The sequence below is a fragment of the Flavisolibacter tropicus genome, assembly GCF_001644645.1.
Taxonomy (GTDB): Bacteria; Bacteroidota; Bacteroidia; order Chitinophagales; family Chitinophagaceae; genus Flavisolibacter; species Flavisolibacter tropicus.
This window is the reverse complement of record NZ_CP011390.1, coordinates 4,698,141-4,718,853: the sequence shown is the minus strand read 5'-3', so window position 1 is coordinate 4,718,853 and position 20,713 is coordinate 4,698,141. Positions and strand designations below refer to the sequence as shown.

The 20,713-nt window shown below is 37.2% G+C and carries 20 protein-coding genes; all 20 read right to left on the bottom strand.

Features of this window, described 5'->3' with window-relative positions:
• Nucleotides 1-142: 142 nt before the first annotated feature.
• A complete protein-coding gene (locus SY85_RS20205; protein WP_066406915.1) occupies nt 143-1,048 on the bottom strand; it encodes a glycosyltransferase family 2 protein in 906 nt (301 codons plus the stop codon).
• Nucleotides 1,038-2,150 (bottom strand): glycosyltransferase, encoded by a 1,113-nt coding sequence (locus tag SY85_RS20200; protein ID WP_066406913.1) that lies wholly within the window; start codon nt 2,148-2,150, stop codon nt 1,038-1,040. Before SY85_RS20200 ends, SY85_RS20205 begins: the two co-directional genes overlap by 11 nt.
• On the bottom strand, nt 2,147-3,061 hold the full coding sequence (locus SY85_RS20195; RefSeq protein WP_066406912.1) for a glycosyltransferase family 2 protein: 915 nt from the start codon (nt 3,059-3,061) through the stop codon (nt 2,147-2,149). Before SY85_RS20195 ends, SY85_RS20200 begins: the two co-directional genes overlap by 4 nt.
• Nucleotides 3,058-3,867, bottom strand: coding sequence for a glycosyltransferase family 2 protein (locus tag SY85_RS20190; RefSeq protein ID WP_066406911.1), 810 nt, complete (start codon nt 3,865-3,867; stop codon nt 3,058-3,060). Before SY85_RS20190 ends, SY85_RS20195 begins: the two co-directional genes overlap by 4 nt.
• Entirely contained in the window at nt 3,867-4,754 is an 888-nt protein-coding gene (locus SY85_RS20185; RefSeq protein ID WP_066406906.1) for a hypothetical protein, read from the bottom strand. The genes SY85_RS20190 and SY85_RS20185 overlap by 1 nt, the downstream gene beginning before the upstream one ends.
• A gap of 2 nt (nt 4,755-4,756) precedes the next feature.
• Nucleotides 4,757-5,755, bottom strand: a complete 999-nt coding sequence (locus SY85_RS20180) for a hypothetical protein (RefSeq protein ID WP_066406905.1) — start codon at nt 5,753-5,755, stop codon at nt 4,757-4,759.
• Nucleotides 5,756-5,778: 23 nt separating this feature from the next.
• Entirely contained in the window at nt 5,779-6,708 is a 930-nt protein-coding gene (locus tag SY85_RS20175) for a glycosyltransferase family 8 protein (RefSeq protein WP_066406903.1), read from the bottom strand.
• 107 nt (nt 6,709-6,815) lie between these two features.
• Nucleotides 6,816-8,090 (bottom strand): ABC transporter ATP-binding protein, encoded by a 1,275-nt coding sequence (locus SY85_RS25195; protein WP_082886628.1) that lies wholly within the window; start codon nt 8,088-8,090, stop codon nt 6,816-6,818.
• Nucleotides 8,091-8,169: 79 nt separating this feature from the next.
• Entirely contained in the window at nt 8,170-9,060 is an 891-nt protein-coding gene (locus SY85_RS20165; RefSeq protein WP_226998914.1) for an ABC transporter permease, read from the bottom strand.
• Between the two features lie 247 nt (nt 9,061-9,307).
• Nucleotides 9,308-10,735, bottom strand: coding sequence for a hypothetical protein (locus SY85_RS20160; RefSeq protein ID WP_066406902.1), 1,428 nt, complete (start codon nt 10,733-10,735; stop codon nt 9,308-9,310).
• Nucleotides 10,736-10,742: 7 nt separating this feature from the next.
• A complete protein-coding gene (gene rffA / locus SY85_RS20155; RefSeq protein ID WP_066406901.1) occupies nt 10,743-11,867 on the bottom strand; it encodes a dTDP-4-amino-4,6-dideoxygalactose transaminase in 1,125 nt (374 codons plus the stop codon).
• A gap of 35 nt (nt 11,868-11,902) precedes the next feature.
• Nucleotides 11,903-12,541: an acetyltransferase gene (locus tag SY85_RS20150; RefSeq protein WP_066406900.1), complete on the bottom strand. Its 639-nt coding sequence runs from the start codon at nt 12,539-12,541 to the stop codon at nt 11,903-11,905.
• Nucleotides 12,542-12,628: 87 nt separating this feature from the next.
• Nucleotides 12,629-13,480 (bottom strand): glycosyltransferase family 2 protein, encoded by an 852-nt coding sequence (locus tag SY85_RS20145; protein ID WP_082886627.1) that lies wholly within the window; start codon nt 13,478-13,480, stop codon nt 12,629-12,631.
• A gap of 10 nt (nt 13,481-13,490) precedes the next feature.
• Nucleotides 13,491-14,135 (bottom strand): HAD family hydrolase, encoded by a 645-nt coding sequence (locus SY85_RS20140; protein ID WP_066406895.1) that lies wholly within the window; start codon nt 14,133-14,135, stop codon nt 13,491-13,493.
• Nucleotides 14,128-15,099: an ATP-grasp domain-containing protein gene (locus tag SY85_RS20135; protein ID WP_066406893.1), complete on the bottom strand. Its 972-nt coding sequence runs from the start codon at nt 15,097-15,099 to the stop codon at nt 14,128-14,130. The genes SY85_RS20140 and SY85_RS20135 overlap by 8 nt, the downstream gene beginning before the upstream one ends.
• Nucleotides 15,092-15,931 carry an NAD-dependent epimerase/dehydratase family protein gene (locus tag SY85_RS20130; RefSeq protein WP_066406892.1) on the bottom strand — a complete coding sequence of 280 codons (840 nt, stop codon included), beginning with the start codon at nt 15,929-15,931 and terminating at the stop codon, nt 15,092-15,094. Before SY85_RS20130 ends, SY85_RS20135 begins: the two co-directional genes overlap by 8 nt.
• A gap of 112 nt (nt 15,932-16,043) precedes the next feature.
• The gene (gene rfbA, locus SY85_RS20125; protein ID WP_066406891.1) at nt 16,044-16,925 is read right to left on the bottom strand and encodes a glucose-1-phosphate thymidylyltransferase RfbA; all 882 of its coding nucleotides are present in this window, start codon (nt 16,923-16,925) and stop codon (nt 16,044-16,046) included.
• Nucleotides 16,922-18,103, bottom strand: coding sequence for an acyltransferase family protein (locus SY85_RS20120; RefSeq protein ID WP_158513010.1), 1,182 nt, complete (start codon nt 18,101-18,103; stop codon nt 16,922-16,924). The genes rfbA and SY85_RS20120 overlap by 4 nt, the downstream gene beginning before the upstream one ends.
• 34 nt (nt 18,104-18,137) lie before the next feature.
• Nucleotides 18,138-19,121 (bottom strand): UDP-glucuronic acid decarboxylase family protein, encoded by a 984-nt coding sequence (locus tag SY85_RS20115; protein ID WP_066406886.1) that lies wholly within the window; start codon nt 19,119-19,121, stop codon nt 18,138-18,140.
• 3 nt (nt 19,122-19,124) lie between these two features.
• Complete coding sequence (locus tag SY85_RS20110) at nt 19,125-20,438, bottom strand: UDP-glucose dehydrogenase family protein (protein WP_066406885.1); 1,314 nt, start codon at nt 20,436-20,438, stop codon at nt 19,125-19,127.
• Between the last annotated feature and the right edge of the window lie 275 nt (nt 20,439-20,713).

Sequence of the window (20,713 nt, the reverse complement as noted above, 5' to 3'; positions counted from 1 at the left end):
GGTTTAGTTTTACAGATAAAACAGCCTTAGTTTGAAGAAGGATAATGTTCCTTAAAATGAGGAGGTCACACTATATGCTTGATACTGTTTAATAATAAATTACAACATGTATACTATTGTAATAACTTGATCAGCTCGGACCTCATGAAAACAAAATATGCTTAATAATTGCTAGACACCTTCTATTAAAAATTTCTTTGTAATCCGTTTTCAGTGCCTGTTGTAGGTAATAAATAGCTTTACGTTTCTCCCTACTCATTGCTAGATGTAAGGAACTATAAGTTAACATATGAGCATGAATCTTTTTAAGAAGTCTTGGGCCAAAGGTTTTTAAAAAAGCGGTATCCTGCCCCAATTTTTGTTTTAAATGTTCTGTTCTAAATAGCAAACTTTGCTCATTAAAGGACAGCACACTGCGATCATCATGTTCAAGCAAAGCACCCGAAACAGCATTATTGTAAAAGAATGGATAGCGAGCTGCTAATTGTAGCCATAACAGCCAATCTTCTGAGCCTGCAAAGTGCCTATCTTCTTCAAACTTGACTTCTTCAAATAATTCTGTCTTTAAGAATACACCAAAGCAACTTAATATGTTTCCTTTAACAAGAACGTTATTAATAGTGGGCTGTGTAGTTTGATAAGCACTGACGATGACTTTATCTGTATGAGCATCTTTGATCTCATATGCTTGCGCAAAACACTTTGGCTTTTCTTGGAGTTGAGTCATGAACTCATAGGCAAGTTGTAAGTGATCAGCGTAAAAAAGGTCATCTGAATCTAAGAAAGTGACATACTCACCATTAGCTATTTGCCAGCCATAATTTCGGGCCGCCCCCCTCTCTCCATTCTCCTTTCTAAAATATTGGACTTTGTTACTCCCCAACGCCTTCACCACAGCTTCAGTATCATCCTTCCCACCATCATCCACTACGATGACTTCAAAATCAGTGAATGTTTGGGTGAGTACAGATTTCAATGTCATTCCAATTAAATGGGCCCGGTTGTAGGTTGGTATCACAACAGTGAAATACGGTTTGTTAGCTGTCATATAAATTTTCGAGGGACTTGATCATTTTATCTAAAGAAAAGCGTTGTTGTACATCTTTAGTACCTTGATAAGCTACAGATTTGGCGTTTTCGTAATCTGTTGAAATCTTTTTTAATTGCTTGTAAATAGCTGCAGAATCTCTGAACGGAACTACAAATGCATTACACCCCTCCCTAATAAAGTCAGCGGCAATGCCAGACAATGTAAATATAGATGGTATGCTGGCGGCTAATGCTTCAACATAAATTTGACCAAATGCTTCTGAGTGTTCATCGATTGGAACGTGAATGAATACATTCATTGCCTTGTATGCAGCAGCAATGTCATCTTCAAATGTAATCAAACGATAATTGGCTTCAGGAATTGCTTTTAACAACTGCTTTATTTCTTTTTCATAGTCACCTTGAGCGTTCAATAGCACCAAAATAGTATTCGGATGTCGCTGGAAAAAGGTTTTAAATGCAGGTACGATATATTGAACACCTTTCCATTCTGTGAGCCTAGAAATAACCCCAATTACAAATTGTGATTCATTGATATCATTTCGTCTTTTAAAGGCTAGAACTCGCTCTCTATTAACTTCTGCAAACGATTCTAATAAAAACCCGTGTGGGATTAACTTAACCTTATGAGCATCAGCCTTTTCCCAATCAATTAAAATGTTTTGAACCGTCTTAGATACAGCAACAATATGGGTAGCCAGCTTATTTGAAAGTTTGTCCCACCATACTCCTTTGGGAAAATATTTGTGATGCAACGAAGAATGGTGTCTTGTGTAAATTCGCTTTTTAATCCCTGCTAACCTAGAAGCAAAAAGCCCGATAATATTAGCCTGTATGAGATGACAATGAACAATATCAGGCTTCAGTTGTTTAAATATTTTAAATACTCTCCATAGTACCAACGGCCAATCTTTTTTACCGTTACACGGTATAGATATTACCTCAAATCCACTAGTTAAAAGATGCTCAAATAAATCTGATTGACCAGGATTTAATAGGATAAAGGAGAGATGAAATCTTTTTTTATCAATATACTGTGCGGTCCATTCAAAGGCTAATGCCTTATTTATATCTGAAATTATATAGGTTACTTTAATCACAAGGGTACTTTTTCCGGAAAGAAAACGCCATTAGCTGTTACAATAAGATCATATACTCTGTATCGTACCTTTTTGGGCAAAAATCGCAAAAGGCCTTTGTCAGATGCTTTAATCCAAGAGCGAAAGCAAAATAAAAGAAATACCCATCTTTTAAAGCCTTCAGGCTTTTGTAGAGGCCTTATAAAGTCTTCCTTTTTCAGCCAAGGCTTTAGCTCAACCAGTTTCTGATGGGACATAGTATACTGCCGTTGCCTACGTATATAGGTACTGCAATTGATGATATCATGATGCCAAGCAAAAACGTTTGGTTTGAAATATAAGTAAACGCCGGCTTTTGCAGCTCGTACAGCCAAGTCAAAATCTTCCGCATCGAAAAGCTGTTCATCAAACCCGCCTATAGCAAGAAAAGTTTGTCGACTGATTGAAAAGTTAGCTGCAGTAAGAAATATGCTCTCCGGTTTTAATAATCCGTCTTTAATACTTTCTAACTGATCCGTCCACTTCTTACTTAAGAAAGATTTGTAAATAGAAAAGTCTGGTGTGTTTTTATCTATTGGCTCCTGCAAACCACCGGTAAGAATAGAGACGGGATGCTGTTGATGATGATAGAAATGTTTCTCTACACAGTCATCCAAGGGCATCATATCATCATCAAAAAAAATAAGTAGTTGCCCTTTTGCCGCTTTTGCTCCATTGTTTCGAACAGCCGCCCTTCCTTTGTTCGTTTGTTCAATGACTGTAAAAGGTAATGTTGATTGGAGATTTTTGAGTACTTCTATAGTACTATCGGTAGATCCGTCCACTACAATAAGTAATTCGAACCCTTTAAATGTTTGGTGCTCCAGCGCTTTTAAAAGCTTAGGCAATTTATGTCCACCATTATAAGTTGGTATAATAACCGAAACGGTCATTGGGTTATTATTTTAGTTAAGATCTTGATCATTGATCGATGCAAAAAAGAATAGTTACGCTTTAAAAAAAGATCATTGTTCTTCTGCATCAGGTTTTGTTTAGCCCCAGAGCTCCCTCCCATAAAATGAATAACCTCTGTGCCAGCATAAAAATGTACTTCATATCCCAATTTTCTGATATCCTTACACCATTGCATATCTTCTGCATACATAAAATAAGTGTCGTCCAACTTATGAGCAGGTAGCTTGGAAAGGATATCACGTGGCAACATAAAATATGCCCCCCATACCCAATCGGCTTTTACGCTCCTCGAATTATTGAAGAAAGCTCCCAATAAAAGTTGTTCACTAAGTTTCTTTGACATCAATTTCTGGATTCGAAATAGTTCTATTAGCTGGTAACGGATGGAAGGAAACCGTTGAGCAACTGATTGATGTTTTCCATCGGGAAAAATTAGCCTCGCGGATAAAACACCAACTTTAGGATTCGCTTCCAAGTAATCGTATGTAATCTTAACAGAATTCTCTTTAAGAACGGTATCGCTGTTTAGAAGCAAAATATATTTCCCCTTAGCGTCCGATATACCTAAATTATTGCCTTTTGCAAAGCCAACGTTTTCAGTAGACCGGATAACTTTTATACCAGGGAAAAGAGCTTCAAAAGTAACAGGTTCAGGCTCAATTGATGCATTGTCCACTAATACAATCTCATAATTGACACCGCTAGTATACTGTATTACAGAGCTGATACAGTTACGTGTCAATTGATAAGTATTATAATTTATTATGATTATAGAAACGTCCATCAGCGTACTCCTACTTTCTTTAGAAAAGCATTTATGCGACTACGAAAAAGAGCATTTTGCCGTTTTAACTCTTTATCAGAGAATAAAAATGGTGGATGCTTTTTTAAATAGCTGATAGCGTCCTCAACTAAAGTACCAGGTATCAATTTTAAAGATGGCCATATGTGAGGAGCTATTGGATGAAAATTAGATACCTCAAGATAGTTTTTGTCATCTAAAGATTTCCAGAACTCCAAAAACTTTTGCGTATCAAAATCATTTTTATGTCCCCAATTACTTACCTTTTGCTCTATTTCTTCTATTGTACGCGCCCATGATTGATGCATTAAAATGTAATTGAGCTTATAGTTGAAGTTACCATTCCTTCTTCCATATTCATACTTAGGGCACATTGTTGCCACAGGAATATATTCTATCAGGTTAACATCACTAGTATTTACATAAAGCCAATTATTAGAAGCTCGTTTAAACAATGTTACCCAAGGAACGCAGATATTAACTTTAGAAGCACCCTTATAATTTTGAAGGACTTTTATAAACCCTGAAAAATCAACAAAATACTCATCGGCATCTAATTGTATGTGCCAACCGCCATCTCCCAAGAATGCAGCCAATTTATTCCGTTGCCGAACTTCATTTTGCATAGGGCTAAGGTTTGCTAAATGAAAGTCATCCTCATATAATCGGATTTTTTTGTCATTATCGATGGAAGCCACTAGCTGTTTGAATTTTTGCTCATCAAAGGCAAATGGCGTCCCCGCCCAACTGGTTCTATCCTTATCGATAGATAAGCATATAATATCAGCCTCCTGATAAATCAATGGTAGGGAATACTCCAGTAAATACCAGTCATAAGCAACACAAAAGCCTACTTTAATCAATGGCATACTCATTTTTTTATTAATTGTCTTTTAGCATGATACAGAACGTCCCTAATAAACTGTTTATCATTAATAGCCCCTTTCTTAAATGCCTTAAATGCCCATTTATAACCAGTGGGAAAGTTATTCTCATTGAGAGCCTGTACACTATTGTCTTTTAATGTTAGGACATGATTAGTAAATAAAACAGGCAATAGCTCTGTCCATTGTTTCACCTGTTCCAACTTTGAACTAAAGCTCAACTCAGCCCATTCAACAGAAAGCCGGATATCTAAAAACTCATCTACAATTGACTTTTTAATTCTATGCCAATAATGATAAATCATGCTATCGCATGGTTTTAGATTGGTTTTTTCCTGTAAAACAATAGAAAATGCATATTGCTCACTGGCATGATTATGCGTTAAAGGATAGAACTGGTCTGTTATAGTATAAACATCTGGAATAAATTTAACGTGAGATCTATGGAAAATCATTACTCCAGCATTCCATGAAGAATGTTTCGCTGTTATAGTAACTTGATTTCCATCTGCTAAGAAAATACTTTGTGATTCGATTAGCTCCAGGAAAGCCCGAAACGTTTTTCCAGCAGGAAGTGCCATATTTCTTAAAGATTCAAACTCATACTCATGCAAATGCATAAAGCTTTTATCTTCATTAACTTGCTGAACAAATGGCGTAGGGTCATTAATGAAGAAAGTGTCAGAATCTGCATACAAAAGGTTACCGTCAGTAAACTGAAATGATTCGTCGATCAAAGCAATCTTCATGCGGTGCAAGAAATCAATGTTACCCCGCATATTTTTGATCTTCTCTGGCGTAAGGATTACATGTTTAACAGGTAGACCTGCCAGATAAGTAGAAAAATAATCTGGTTTATCGGAGAACAGTAAAACCTGGGTATTTTCGATTGACTCACTGGTATAAGCATAGAAGCTCAAAATCGTTAAAATGGCTCGTTTGTACTCACTTTCTCTTCCAAAAGATTGGACAACCAAATTTGTCATTTCCGTTATTTATACTATTTGTTTTAATTCAGATTAGTTTTTACTTTTCGCCAGATCTTACTAATAAATGGACTATCATAGTACCATTCCAGTAATCGCAACTGCACCAGACCTGGAATCTTCTTCCATTGAAAGTCTGTATATTTTTTATATCTTTTTAAAGGCGACTTCTTTAAATAAAAAAAATAAAGATGCCTGTATCGATTCCGACAAAGCAGCTGCCAAGGGCGCTGCAACGTGAAGTGCAACACGGCAATTTTATGAGTCAGAAGGCTTAATTGTTTCCTGCTACTATTCTCAGGTATAGAAGAATACATGGTATTATAGCGGCTGTCTAGAGGCTTCCAGTTGTTTATCAATACTGCATTAAGTGCATCCTGATCAACAAAATTAATTTTCTCAGGATGATCCATCAGAAATTGAAAGGCCTTCTCAGATATTTGTTGCTTTTTCCATTGCTCAATATTCATCAATAAAACACCTGAATTGAAATAACCCCCTTCTTTATGAATGCCTAGCTGTGGCGCCAGTTTTACATAATTATCATAGACGGCAGCAACCGGATATTGTTCTAAATCTGTTTTAAATAACTTAGTTAAATCTTGCAGCACCAAAATATCCGTATCCAGGTATAATAACTTTTTTACTTCTGCAGATACCAGCAAAGGAAAGTACAAGCGATAATAAACGGCAGAAGTCCATTTGCTAACCAGAACAAATTTCGAAGCAGCCTGCTCATCGATCGTATAAAAACAGATCTCTCCCTTTTTATTATCAACATATTGCTTAATCTGATCTAGCTGTTCTTCTTGCAATCCCGTTGCAATACAATGGATAACAATTCGATTTCCCTTATTGTTTTCAAAAACGGATGCTATCAAAGCATAAAAAGGGGTTAAATAGTTTTGGTCAAAAGCTATTGCCAGGTGAATACTATCAACAAATGTTTTCATACGTTTGAATCACTCCAAATTATCAAGATTGATAAAACCTTTACTTCTAGAGATCAATGCTTAGCTAACGATTATACTTACGTGTAATAATTATATATATAGATGCTTTAAGACAACTTATTTGAGTCCTTGATTAAAGGATTGCCATTTAGCAGCACTTTACCCCATTTCAAATTGGGATTATTCAAAAAGGTATCAGCTTCTGTATTGAATACTTCCATTTCAATCAGGTTCTCCAGGATAGCCCACCAGCGAGTATAGGGCTGTGTAAATACCACGTCAATCTGGTACATACCAGTGCGTAGCGGAGGTAATTCAATATCATAAGTAAATGAATGCGCACCAGCAGTTAAAACAGGCAATTCTTTTTGCAAAAAACCTCCAAAGCTGGCAATTACTACATCTTCCTGCTTAATATGAATATCCATATCAAACTGCATCTTCTCTGTAGTCATAAACTCTGCTTTCACTTTCAGCTTATTCCCTACTAATGAAATACTACTGGTTTCTGTTTCATTTATGGAAAAATGTGTAAATCGTAATTGTTCCGTAAAATACCGTATGTGATCGCACATGCGCATGCCCTTTAAGGCTGCATGTGTATAGTGGCTAATGACTTCGTTGATACTGCCGCTCATTTGCACGGCTCCATTCCGCATTAATAGACCTGATTTACATATAGCTTGCAACGACGCCATATTGTGGCTCACGAACAGCACGGTGCGCCCGTCATTGGTACTTACGTCTTTCATGCGCCCCAGGCATTTCCTTTGGAACTCGGCATCGCCAACAGCCAGTACCTCATCCACGATGAGGATCTCTGGCTCCAGGAAGGCGGCCACAGCAAAGGCCAGGCGCACGTACATACCTGAAGAGTAGCGCTTCACCGGGGTATCGATATAACGCTCTACGCCGGCAAAATCCACGATCTCGTCAAATTTCTTTTTGATTTCCGTTTTGGTCATGCCCAGAATGGCGCCATTGAGAAAGATGTTTTCCCGGCCGGTGAGTTCAGGATGAAAACCAGTGCCTACTTCCAAAAGTGAGGCGATACGGCCCTTTACTTTTATTCTACCCGTAGAAGGAGTGGTAACCTTGGATAATATCTTAAGGAGTGTGCTTTTGCCTGCTCCATTTCTACCTATGATCCCCAATACTTCGCCCTGTTTCACTTCAAAGCTGACGTCTTTGAGCGCCCATACATATTCACTTTCTCCTTTTGAAGTACGGTCGTTGACTTCCCCCACCTTAGCGAAAGGGTCTTCCTTGCCTCTAATTCTAGCCAACCAGCGGTTCAGGTCATGACTGAGGGTGCCGGTACCAATCTCACCTAGCTTGTAAAGCTTACCCACTTCCTCTACTTTGATAACAGTATCGCTCATAATAATTTACTTAGGGTTTAGATAGAGAGTAAAAGCATGCTCTTTATTTATCCTCCGTTCGCTCTATTTCTCTTAGTATTTAAACAGTATCTGTAAAACTTTTTTCTACTTTATTGAAAACTATAGTCCCTACTAAGAGAATAATTATTGTGGCAATAAAGCTATATCCTAAATACCCCCAGTTAAACGTGCCAGAGCCCAAAAAAGCATAGCGGAATGTTTCTACAATGGAAGACATAGGGTTAGCTAGAATTAGCCATTTGTATTTATCAGATAGACTACTTAAAGGATAAATTACCGGCGTGGCATACATTAATAGCTGTACGCCAAAGGTGAGTAAAAAGATCAGGTCTTTATACTTAGTGGTCATAGCACTAATGATCATTCCTAATCCTAAGGCCAATAAGCCCATCATGATCACCAGAAAAGGTGTTAGAACCACTAAATAATTAGGATGAACCGCATCTTTTTTAATCAGATAATAAACCCATACGATCAAGAATAAGGTAAACTGAATGAGGAATCGCACCAGGTTAGAAACCACAATGGAAAAGGGCATGGTCAGGCGGGGAAAATATACTTTGCCAAACATCTGGGCATTGTCTTTAAAAACGGTAGCTGTCTTATTTAAGGTTTCAGAAAAATAATTCCATACTGTTACCCCAGCTAAGTAAAAAAGGATCATAGGGAGGCCATCGGTTGAAAGCTGGGCGATTTGCCCAAAGATCAGCACAAAGGTGAGCGTGGTCAGTAAGGGCTGTAAAAAGAACCAAAGAGGCCCTAAAATAGTCTGCTTGTAATTTGATACAAAGTCCCGGCGAACAAACATCATCACTAAGTCGCGATAACGCCAAAGTTCCCGTAGTCGCAGATCCAATAAGTGCGTACGAGGCTCAATGATTTCAGTCCATTGCTCCTGCTCCATTGTATGTTGTAGAACAGATGAATTTGCTATATCTGTGGTGTTCATTTAGTTAAAAGGTTTTGTTATTTATAAAAAGACGCCCATTTGTCACTACGAGCAAGTCGTCCCAGAGCTCCTTTACATATGATCAGTCTTGCACTTAAAAACGCCGGTTTTAAGTACAATCTTAGGAATTGATTGTCAAATAAAGTTAAAGGGTCTGTTAATAATATGGTCCACATCAGCCCCTGTAGAATATATAAATTGTATTAAACTCTTTACAAAACAGTTCATTTAAAATTGTCCTGAAATTCTAAGCATATTTCACTTTATAGTTAGGCCATTTAGATAGCCACAAACAAAAAAGAAGAATTAAGCCAACTTGATGAAAATAATAAAATGGCAGAAAGAACCTCCATTCAATAGCCTTAAAAAAAACAGGGAATAGTGCGATTAAAAAAATTGTAGGGAACAGAAGTAATCGAACATTTCTGTTATATTTAGTTCCGAAGATTAAACCTAAGAATCCAGGTATTAAATATATATAGTAAAGTAATGACTGAGACAATTTTATAACCCATTGTACAGGCTGGTAGCAAGTAAAACTTTTAGAAATAGGTAAATAATATGAGCCGCTATTAATAATAAAGCTTTTAACTAGTTGTATATTATTTAATAGATAAAATCTAAATGGATGTTTACTTCTATATGTCCCAATTATTTCATTAGCTTTCTGCACAGTTAAATTTTTACTATCAAAGCCATTTATATAAGAAAGCCTAATGTCTTCAATTGCTCTATAAAGAGTAGTATCTCTTTGGAGATACGAAGGGTACTTATAGTCAGAACTTTTGTAATTCTGTTTATGAAAAAAGCTTGCTGCTGTATTCTTATCCCAGAAAGTTGTAGCATCTTCTCCTAATATAGATAGAAGTCTTCTGATAGCTAATTCATCCTCTCCATATCCATAACCAGCATAAACATCTTGTTGAAAAAGGATAACTCTATTAAAGAGAAAATAATTTCGAATAACCCAAGGACTTAACAATAGTGTAATTGGCAAGGCTAAAGCAAAGGCAATAGGGAATAACTTCCTTAGTGAATGTCTAAAATGGTAAAATAAGAACAAGCCTGAAACAGGGTAAAACAGTATAAGATACGGCCTTAAACAAGTTGCAAGAGCTAGAAATATGGAAAATAGATAGAAACTGAGCCTAGACTTTAGGGTAAAAAATCGCCAAAAGAAAAAAACTGAAATAAATAAATAATTTGCACTTAAGCCATCAGTTATCATCGCAAATGACCAAGTAGTATTATACAAACTTATCAGAGACAATAAAAGACTAATATAAAAAGTCCAATTTCTTTTCGTTATATCAAATATTAATAATGCAAGACAAATGATTGCAAATGATTCAATAATTACTTGGTATAATACAAATAAATCTAGAGAGGTTGAAATAGAAAATATTTGTCTAAGCAAATAATACGGTATTGAATAATGCGGCATACGTCCAGCAAATACCTTGTCGCCATTATTATTGTTGAAATAATATAAACCCTGGCTGATATAATTTTCCATCGCACCGATATAAGAAAAGTAGTCTCCAGAAGTGTTGGCCCATATCCCGCCTTTAATTTCAGGATTTTCACAAAAAGTAAGTCCTGCAAGATAATTAACTGTGATTAGCTTGACTGAAAGCACAATAAAGAAGCTCATCCAGAGCACAGTTCTTTTCATTCTATCGCTATTCAAAGTTTTTGCAAATTGAGAGTATATTACTTTCTTCCAGTTCGTAGTAAAATGGTAGGCGTAATAAGCAATTACTATAGTGATCACTGTTATTTAGCTGCCTACCATCATGTTTGTTTTTATAATATTCACTTTTATGTAAAGAGAGATAGTGAAAAACAGGGTGGATACCTTCCTTTTTACACTTCTCAATTGCCAATGATCTATCCTCCAAGTTGTTAAAAACTAGATAGAACATATGAGCATTATTAGTAGCATAATCTGGAACATCAGGTAACTGAAAAGATGCTGCAAAACATTTACTTAAACGTTTACCATAATAAGACCATATACTTTGCCTTTTCTCCTGAATTTTTTCTAGATTTTCTAACTGCGCCCAAAGAAAAGCCGCAATGATTTCACTAGGTAAGAAGGAGGATCCAACATCAACCCAACCGTATTTATCTACTTCGCCTCTGAAAAAAGCCGAACGGTTCGTACCTTTTTCACGAATTATTTCAGCCCGCTGAATGAAACGTTCATCGTTGATTACCAACATCCCTCCTTCACCAGCGATAATATTCTTCGTTTCGTGGAAGGAAAAAGCCGCTAAATGCCCAATACTGCCTAAGGGTTTTACTGTTCCGTCCGGGAATTTATAGAAACTATCAATTGCCTGGGCGGCATCCTCAATGACAAATAAATTATACTTATTTGCTAGTGACATGATTTTATGCATGTCACAGGCTACACCTGCATAATGTACAGGAACAATGGCTTTCGTTTTAGGAGTTATTAAAGCTTCAATACCATCCTCATCAATGCCGGGATGATCCGCCCTGCTATCAGCAAAGACAATCTTTGCCCCCCTTAATACAAAAGCATTGACCGTAGAAACGAATGTATATGATGGAGCTATAACCTCATCGCCTGGCTGGATATTAATGAGAATTGCAGCCATTTCCAGTGCATCAGTACATGAAGTAGTAAGCAGGCACTTCTTAAAGCCATATTTTGTTTCAAAAAAATTATGGCATTTTTTAGTGAAAACTCCATCACCCGAGATCTTACCAGAAGCTACTGCTTCCTGAATATATTGTGTTTCTTTTCCAGTTAGGAATGGTTTATTGAAAGGAATCATAGTTTTAGGATTACATCGAATAATCAATAGTGAGGTTAGTTTTTACTCTTCAGCCTTGCAGGGACCCCAATATATAAACCTGGCTGTTGTAGATTTTTTACAACAACGGCCCCTCCTCCTGTTTGAACAAAGTCAGTAATAGATATATTATCTATAATTGTTGTATTAATTCCAATATTGCAGCATTCGCCTATTGAAACAAAGCCTGCGACGGCTACTCTTGGTGATAGAAATGAATTTGCCTTTACCATACTATCATGTGCTATAGTTGTACCTGTATTCAACAAAACATTATCTCCTATAATTACATTCGTATCTAAAACACATCCTGGCAAAATAAAAACGCCTTCACCAACTTTGCATGTTGTATCGATATACGTACTACTATGAATTATGGTCCCTAAGGGTATTCTGGCTTTTAATTTATTGTACCAGTCTTTTCTATATTGGAAATGATTATAACCAATTCCAATCATTATTTTATCAAAAACACCTTCACTAAACTTTTCAAAAATCTCACGAGTGCTCCCTATCACTTTAGACAGTCCCACTTTTTCACCAGCATTTTTAAAATCATCAAAGAAGCCAACAACCTCATAATGTCTATCATTAATAGCATGATGTGCTATTAATTGGCCTAAATCACCGGAACCAATTATTGCCAGTTTATACATTCTTGAGATTTATATTAGTTGTATTCTTCACAGAAAATAACGGTCTTGCTTTACTTTCTTTATAGGTTCTTCCAATATAGATTGCAGCTATACCCACAAAAAAAGTTGCAAGCCGGTACCCAGCATTATAGCTGTTATTAATGAGGGCCAACCAGCCTGGAAATCGACTATAAATATTTTGCTGAAAACCAGCACAATTACAGCTAATAACCCTAATAGTATCAATAAAGTTCCAAATCGAACTGCCATCTTCAACGGGATCTCAGAAAAATCAAAAATAGCATCAAAAGCCAGTTGCATCTTTTTCTTAAAATTATATTTAGTTTTTCCAGCAAATCGTTCCCGTTGTTCTATATGCAGTGTCGATCGGTTTAAGCCTATATGAAAGAAAAGACCTTCAATGAATCTATTTTGCTCTTTATACTGTAAAAAGGTATCTGCAAAACGCCTATTAAAGATCCGCATTACGGCTAACCCCTTTGGTATATCAAGACCAGTGAACTTTCTCAAAGTACCCCAAAAGATGGTAGAATAGATTTTATTTACAAATGTGTCTACCTTTTCCTTTCTAATGCCATAAACCACATCGTATCCTCTCCGGATTTCTTGTAAAAAATTGGGGATTTCTAATGGTGGGTCCTGTAAATCAGGATCCATATAAAGCAAATAATCGCCAGTTGCGTAATTAATGCCGGCCGTTACTGCACCTTTCTTACCATGATTGTATGACAGTTCAACAAGCTTAATCCGAGCGTTTTTCTGAGCTTCTGCTTTTATTATATCTACTGTTTTGTCCTTACTACCATCATCTACAAAAATATACTCATACTCTATATCTTGCTGGTTAAGGACTTCTGATGTTTCTTTTAGAAATTGTAAAATACAATCCTCTTCATAATAGACTGGAACTACTAGTGACAGTATATCTTTCTTCTCCATGAGTATGTTCTTAACCTATTATTTGGTTTAACTCCGACAATGAACTGATGCGAGCATTAAAATTTGGGAAAACGCCATCTCTATCTATTAAAATAGAGTTCATCCCAATGACCCGTGCAGGCTCCATATCTAACTTAATTGAATCACCAATATATAGAACTTCATTAGGCTCTATTCTCAATAATTCAATTGCTTTTCTATAAAATCTTAAATCAGGTTTTGCAAATTGTATTACTTCAGAAATAAAGAAGTCTGAAAAGGTGTCAGGGAACATCTCATTAATCTTCTTTGAAAGCGATGCATTAAAGTTAGACAGTATACCTTTTGGAAAGTCTAACCCATTTAATGCAACTGTATCATTAAATGGTTGCCAAGGTTGATACGTGCAGGCTTGAAAAATATCCTCTAGCAATTTTTCATTTGGTATAATTCCTAAAGAATATAATAGCTCAGCATTAAACTTTTGATAGAATTCAGACGAAGTAGCGTCCGGGAAATGTATGATCTCGCTAATCAGCTTATGATTCCTTTTTAATAAATCAATAGGCATTTCAATGTTATTGCTTTTTAAGGCTTTGTCAAAGCATTCCCAAATTGTGGGTTTATGAATAAGCGTATTTGCTGCATCAAATAAAATATACTTGATCCTATTCATAAATATAGAAGTTGTCAGATTGATTATTGATATTACTTAAACTTACTTCCGGATAGATAATATCATGCATTATACGTATAGCTGCTCCACGCTTTAGCTGTACGGGTTCTGGCAACGTATTGAATAAATATTCATCCAGTGTGTACGAAACATCTTTAAAGCCAAACTGAGAGCGAATTGAATTTGTTCCGGATATCCGGCAATTCACTTCAAAAGGTATAAAGTCATCACCGACAATTATGCTTTGCAAATTACAAGCGCCTCTAATCTCTATTTTTGAAATTAGTTCAACTATATAAGCTTTTAAACGCTCATCGAAATCTGTATTCACTTCACACATGTTAGTTGCTCCAGACGATAAGCTTCGTTCAAGTGTAATTAATCCATGAAGCAGCCCCTCCTTTGTTACGTAAAAAGCGGTTGTAATTTCCTTACCCTTAAAAAAAGGCTGGACCAAATATTCATCAGAAAAGCTTTTGGGTTGAGAAGGATTAATATGAATACCTCTAGACCCCCTACCCTCTCTTGGCTTTACGATTACTTCCTCATAATTATCCTTGTATTCAGAGGGTAGTATACTTTGAGCAAAAGGGAGATTGAATCCTGAAAGTGTTTTATAGGTAATATACTTATCCAAAAATATATGACAGGTATTTGCAGGAGATACAGCGACTGCAGCGGTCAGCTTTTCTTTATTAGAAGCTAAAATAAAAGATTCATAATCTGTACTTGGAATAATTAGATCAACATCATGCTTCTTACAAATCGTTTGTATCTCCGGAATATAATTTTCGTTTGTAGAGAAAGGCACTTCATATACTACATGGCAAAGATGATTGCCTGCAGAAATCCTTTCTGTATTAGTACCTATTATTTCTATATTCTGATGGTAACGGAGTATATTTCTTAATATACCATATCCGACATTACCTCCAATACCTGTTACTAAGACTTTTTTACCCATTGATCAGTTCTTTTAAGCCAACTTCTAAGCTTATTTCCGGAGTATACATTAACTTGTTAAGAGTATAACTGTTATCAAAACAAACAGATTTGCTCAGGTCTGCACCTGCGAATTTGATTTTACATGGCTCAAACTGGATGGCAATTAACTCAGCCACTTGCCAATTTGAATACGACTTTGGATATATACCAAGGTATACTTCATTTTCACCATACAAAGCGGCATTGATACAATACCTGGCAGCATCGTAAACTGAAAGATAGTTTTGCATTCTACTTCCATCGCCAAACAGGGTAATTTCCCCTTTAGCTTTAGCATCATTTATGACCCGTGGGATAAATGTTTCCGCATACATCCCTTTACCGTACAATGAAGGAAAGCGAACTATGGAAAATTGTTGATGATATGACGTGATCAGCTCTCCAGCCAATTTTGATAATCCATATTCTGCAAGGTGAAAACATTCCGAGTTCTCGGTAAGTACACATTTATTACTCCCATAGACAGAGATGCTTGATGCAAAGATGATTTTAGAATCAGGAAACCATTTATGCAGTTTTAATACTAAGTCAATATTAGAGTCAATTAGTTTTTCATTTTTTTCACTACCTATTAGATAAGGTATGTAAGCCGCCACATTAAAAATATAATCGTAGTTATCTTCCTTACTTTCTTGTATTGTTTCAATAGAAAAGACCTTATCAGCTTTTGAACAATTTGAGTTAGTTAAACTACTTACTAAACTATGTACAGTCCAACCTTCAGATAGGCATTGTAGCAATAAGGTTCTTCCTAAAAAGCCATTAGCACCAACAATAAGAACTTTTTTCATTTACTCCTATTACCTAAAGATTAAAATACACAAGCCAAACAAAAAATAAACGTTCATATTGATAGGCTGAATAGCCTGTTCATATCACTGAAACTTATTTTTAGCATCTCCCTTAAAAAGGTTTAGAACTAATGTCATCGCTTAAACTTTTCAAATAAACTCCATATCCACTTTTGGCTAATGCTTCTGCATGTTTTAAAAGGTACTCTTTTGTAATATACCCCATGCGATAAGCTATTTCCTCAATACAGCCGATCTTTGTTCCCTGGCGTTTTTCAATTACACGTACGAACTCTGAAGCATCACTCAATGAGTCAAAAGTACCCGTGTCAAGCCAAGCCGTACCTCTGTCCAGAATGGCTACTTTTAATTGTCCACGCTTTAGATACTCTTTGTTCACATCGGTGATCTCGTATTCACCACGAGTAGAAGGTTGTAAGTTTTTAGCTATTTCTACCACTTGGTTATCATAAAAATATAAGCCAGGGACAGCGAAGTTGGATTTTGGCTGTTGTGGCTTTTCTTCTATAGAAATGACTTTATTTCCTTTATCGAATTCAACAACACCATAGCGCTCTGGGTCAGACACTTCATAGGCAAACACATAACCACCTTCAATATCATTCAGTGCCTGTAATTGTCGCCCCAAACCCGAACCATAAAAGATATTATCGCCTAAAACCAACGCCACTTTATCGTTGCCTATGAATTCGGCCCCAATTACAAAAGCTTGAGCCAATCCATTGGGCACTTCCTGAATAGCATATTCAAAGCGGCAGCCTACCTGACTACCATCGCCCAGTAAGCGTTTGAATTGAGGATTGTCTTCTGGCGTGGTGATGATCAGAATCTCTTTAATACCTGCCATCATCAAAATAGAAAGCGGGTAATAAATCATTGGCTTATCATAGATGGGCATCAACTGCTTGGAGATAGCCTTCGTAATTGGATACAGGCGGGTACCACTACCTCCTGCTAAAATAATTCCTTTCATAAAGTCGTTGTTTTGACATATTTAATGCCCCTATTTGTAAGCCTACTGTATCTTTTTGGCTTTAGGTTTAAAAAAGGCTGTTCAAAATAAGCAAAAGATACAGAAGCCAAACAATAGGTAGTAAGAATCGTTAAAACCACTAAAGGCACTTGATGGAACATTGTAAAATGGGGCCAAATACCTAAATATTTTAATGCTAAAATTAAAAGCGGAAGTAAAGGATAATGATACATGTAAATTCCATACGATACCGTACCTATCTTATCAAAAACCTTATTCTCCAGAGAAATAAATACCTTTTTATTTAAAGTAACATTTAGAATAATGACCAAATACACTACTGCCATTACTTCATTTCGTATATATGGGATGTATGGTATTTGGTCTCTGAAAATAATTGATAATGCAAACAAGAGCCAGCAGCTGAACTGCACAAAAGGATGGAATATTAATTTCAGACTCTCCTTTCGCTTATATGCTAGAACAGCCCCTAATGCACCAATACCCATTGATCCGTAACCAGTATAGTGCATTACATTCCATACCATAGCCCAGAACTGCGTACTTCCACTGTGAAAGATCATGTAGTCGGTAAGTATCTTTAAGCACACCGGAGCTAACAACACAAACACAGCAGCCTTAAAAGGTGATATAAACTTGAACATTATGGGCCATAAAATATAAAATTGTTCTTCTACAGATAAAGACCAGTAATGAGGAAGTATAGAGACCGGTTGGTGAAAAACAATATAAAAATTGGTTACAAAAAAAGAAAGGATGACAATAACATTTGCATCAAAAAGATGTTTTTGCCCATACATTCCGATGTTATACTCATCGTAAACGTTAGTAAAATTGGTAATGATAAAAACAATGGCCATTACTAGAAAGTATACTGGCCATATTCGCAATGTTCTTTTAATATAAAAATGCCTGAGGCTAATATTTTGGAACTTGTCTTTTTCATGTAGCAACGTGTAGGTGATTATGAATCCACTTATTACAAAGAACAAGTTGACCATATCCATACCTACATCATACCTGCTAAAGACCACAGTTGCTTCTTTAACACCATAAAAGCCTGCCACTTGATAAACATGCCCTATTAATACAATCAAAGCGGCAATGGCTCTTAAGCCATTTAACCCTGGCAACTTATTGGATTCAGATAACCTCAATTGGATACAGGATATAACCTCAAAGACAAGATACCTATTTCAAACTCACAAACTCTTTGGGTTGTTTTGTGAGCTCTTCTTTTGGTAAGGACTTGAAGTATTCATAGGTTCGTTTCAAACCTTCTTTACGATCGACTTTTGGTTCCCAACCTAAAAGTGACTTTGCTTTTGTGATATCTGGCTGGCGTTGTTTTGGATCATCTACTGGTAATGGTTTGTAGGTGATCTTTACGCTGCTACCCGTTAAGGCTAGTACTTCTTCTGCAAAGTCTTTCAGCGAGATCTCTACCGGGTTGCCGATATTCACTGGCTTTGTATAATCGCTTAGCAATAAGCGATAGATCCCTTCAATCAGGTCGTCTACATAACAGAAGGAACGGGTTTGAGAACCATCACCAAATACGGTTAAGTCCTCTCCTCTTAAAGCCTGTCCTATAAAGGCTGGCAAAGCGCGACCATCGTTGAGGCGCATGCGAGGGCCATAGGTATTAAAGATGCGGACAATGCGAGTGTCTACACCATGAAAGGTATGGTATGCCATGGTGATGGACTCCATATATCGCTTGGCCTCATCGTATACCCCCCTTGGACCCACTGGATTTACATTGCCCCAGTACTCCTCGGTTTGTGGGTGCACCAATGGATCGCCATAAACTTCACTGGTAGAGGCAACCAGAATTCGTGCTCCTTTAGCTTTAGCCAAACCTAAACAGTTATGCGTTCCCATAGCTCCCACCTTCAAGGTTTGAATGGGGATTTTCAGGTAGTCGATCGGAGAGGCCGGCGAAGCAAAATGAAGGATGTAATCCAGGCCACCCGAAATGTGAATGAACTTAGTTACGTCGTGGTGATAGAACTCAAAGCTGGGTGAGGAGAACAGGTGCTCGATGTTTTTCAAATCGCCAGTGATCAGGTTGTCCATCCCAATAACATAGTATCCCTCTTTTACAAAACGATCGCAAAGGTGTGACCCTAAAAAGCCGGCTGCACCTGTAATTAAAACTCTTTTTTGTTCCATCGCTTATTTAGTTATTGGTTTACGGCCTACGCTTTCATAATGGAAGCCTAGAGACTCCATATGTTGCAGATCAAATACATTACGACCATCAAAGATGACTTTGCTCTTTAAGCCAGCAGCGATCTTTTCGAACTCCGGTGTACGGAACTCATTCCACTCTGTAGCAATAATCAAGGCATCAGCCTCTTTTAATGCATCATATTGTGTTTCAGCATAATTGATAATATCATTTACCTGGGCTTTTACATTGGGCATGGCCTCTGGATCATAAGCCGTTACCGTAGCCCCTTCACCAACTAATGCTTTGATGATATATAAAGCGGGTGCTTCCCGAATGTCATCGGTATTAGGTTTAAAGGCCAATCCCCATAAAGCAAAATGCTTTCCTACCAAATTACCATTGAAGTATTTTTTGATCTTAGGAAGCAGGTGCAGCTTCTGGTCTTCATTCACCTGCATCACTGATTCTAAGATCTTAAAATCATAATCCACTTCGTGTGAGGAGCGAACTAATGCCTGAACATCTTTAGGAAAACAGCTACCGCCGTATCCGATGCCCGGGAACAGGAAGCGTTTACCAATACGTTCGTCTGTGCCAATTCCTTTGCGCACCATATCTACGTCGGCACCCAAGAGTTCGCACAAGCGGGCAATCTCGTTCATAAAGGTGATCTTGGTAGCCAGAAAAGAGTTAGCGGCATATTTCGTCAATTCTGCAGACGGTTCATCCATAAAGATCACAGGATTACCCTGGCGAACATAAGGAGCATATAATTCGCTCATTAATTTCTTAGCACGCTCAGAAGAAGTGCCTACCACCACACGGTCGGGTTTCATAAAATCATCTACGGCTACCCCTTCGCGTAAAAACTCTGGATTGCTTACTACATCAAACTCCCCATTATAATTCTTGCGAATAGCATTATGTACTTTTTGCGCTGTACCAACCGGCACGGTGCTTTTATTGACAATGACCTTATAACCAACCAGTAGTTTTCCAATTTGCTCGGCTACGCCCAATACATACTTTAAGTCGGCGGACCCATCTTCGCCTGGTGGCGTCGGTAAGGCCAGGAAAATGATATCAGCCTCTTTAATGCCTTCTGCTAGATCGGTTGTAAAAATGAGACGCTCCTCTTTCAGGTTGCGCTGAAAGAGTTTTTCCAAACCGGGCTCATAAATGGTGATGGTTCCGTTGGCCAGCTTTTGTACTTTCTTTTCATCGATGTCTACACAGGTTACTTTATTGCCCGTTTCGGCAAAACAAGTACCCGAAACCAGTCCTACGTAGCCAGTACCTACTACTGTAATTTTCATTTCTTAAAACAATTGGTTATTGGTGATGATAATTTATTTGTTCTTTTTAAAACTAGGGGTTCGCCCCATTAAGCTTATTCAAACTTTTCCACTTTGCCAAACAAAGAGTGATTAAGTCTAAGTAGCGTTAAAGTGAACCGTTAGTATTTAGTGCCAACATCAGATCCTGAAACAAGTTCAGGATGACAGGGAAGAGGCGTTACAGATAACTAACAGTTTGTAGTGCGAATATCCTTCGCCAGACTCAGGGCGACACCCTACAGCACCTAGTCTGC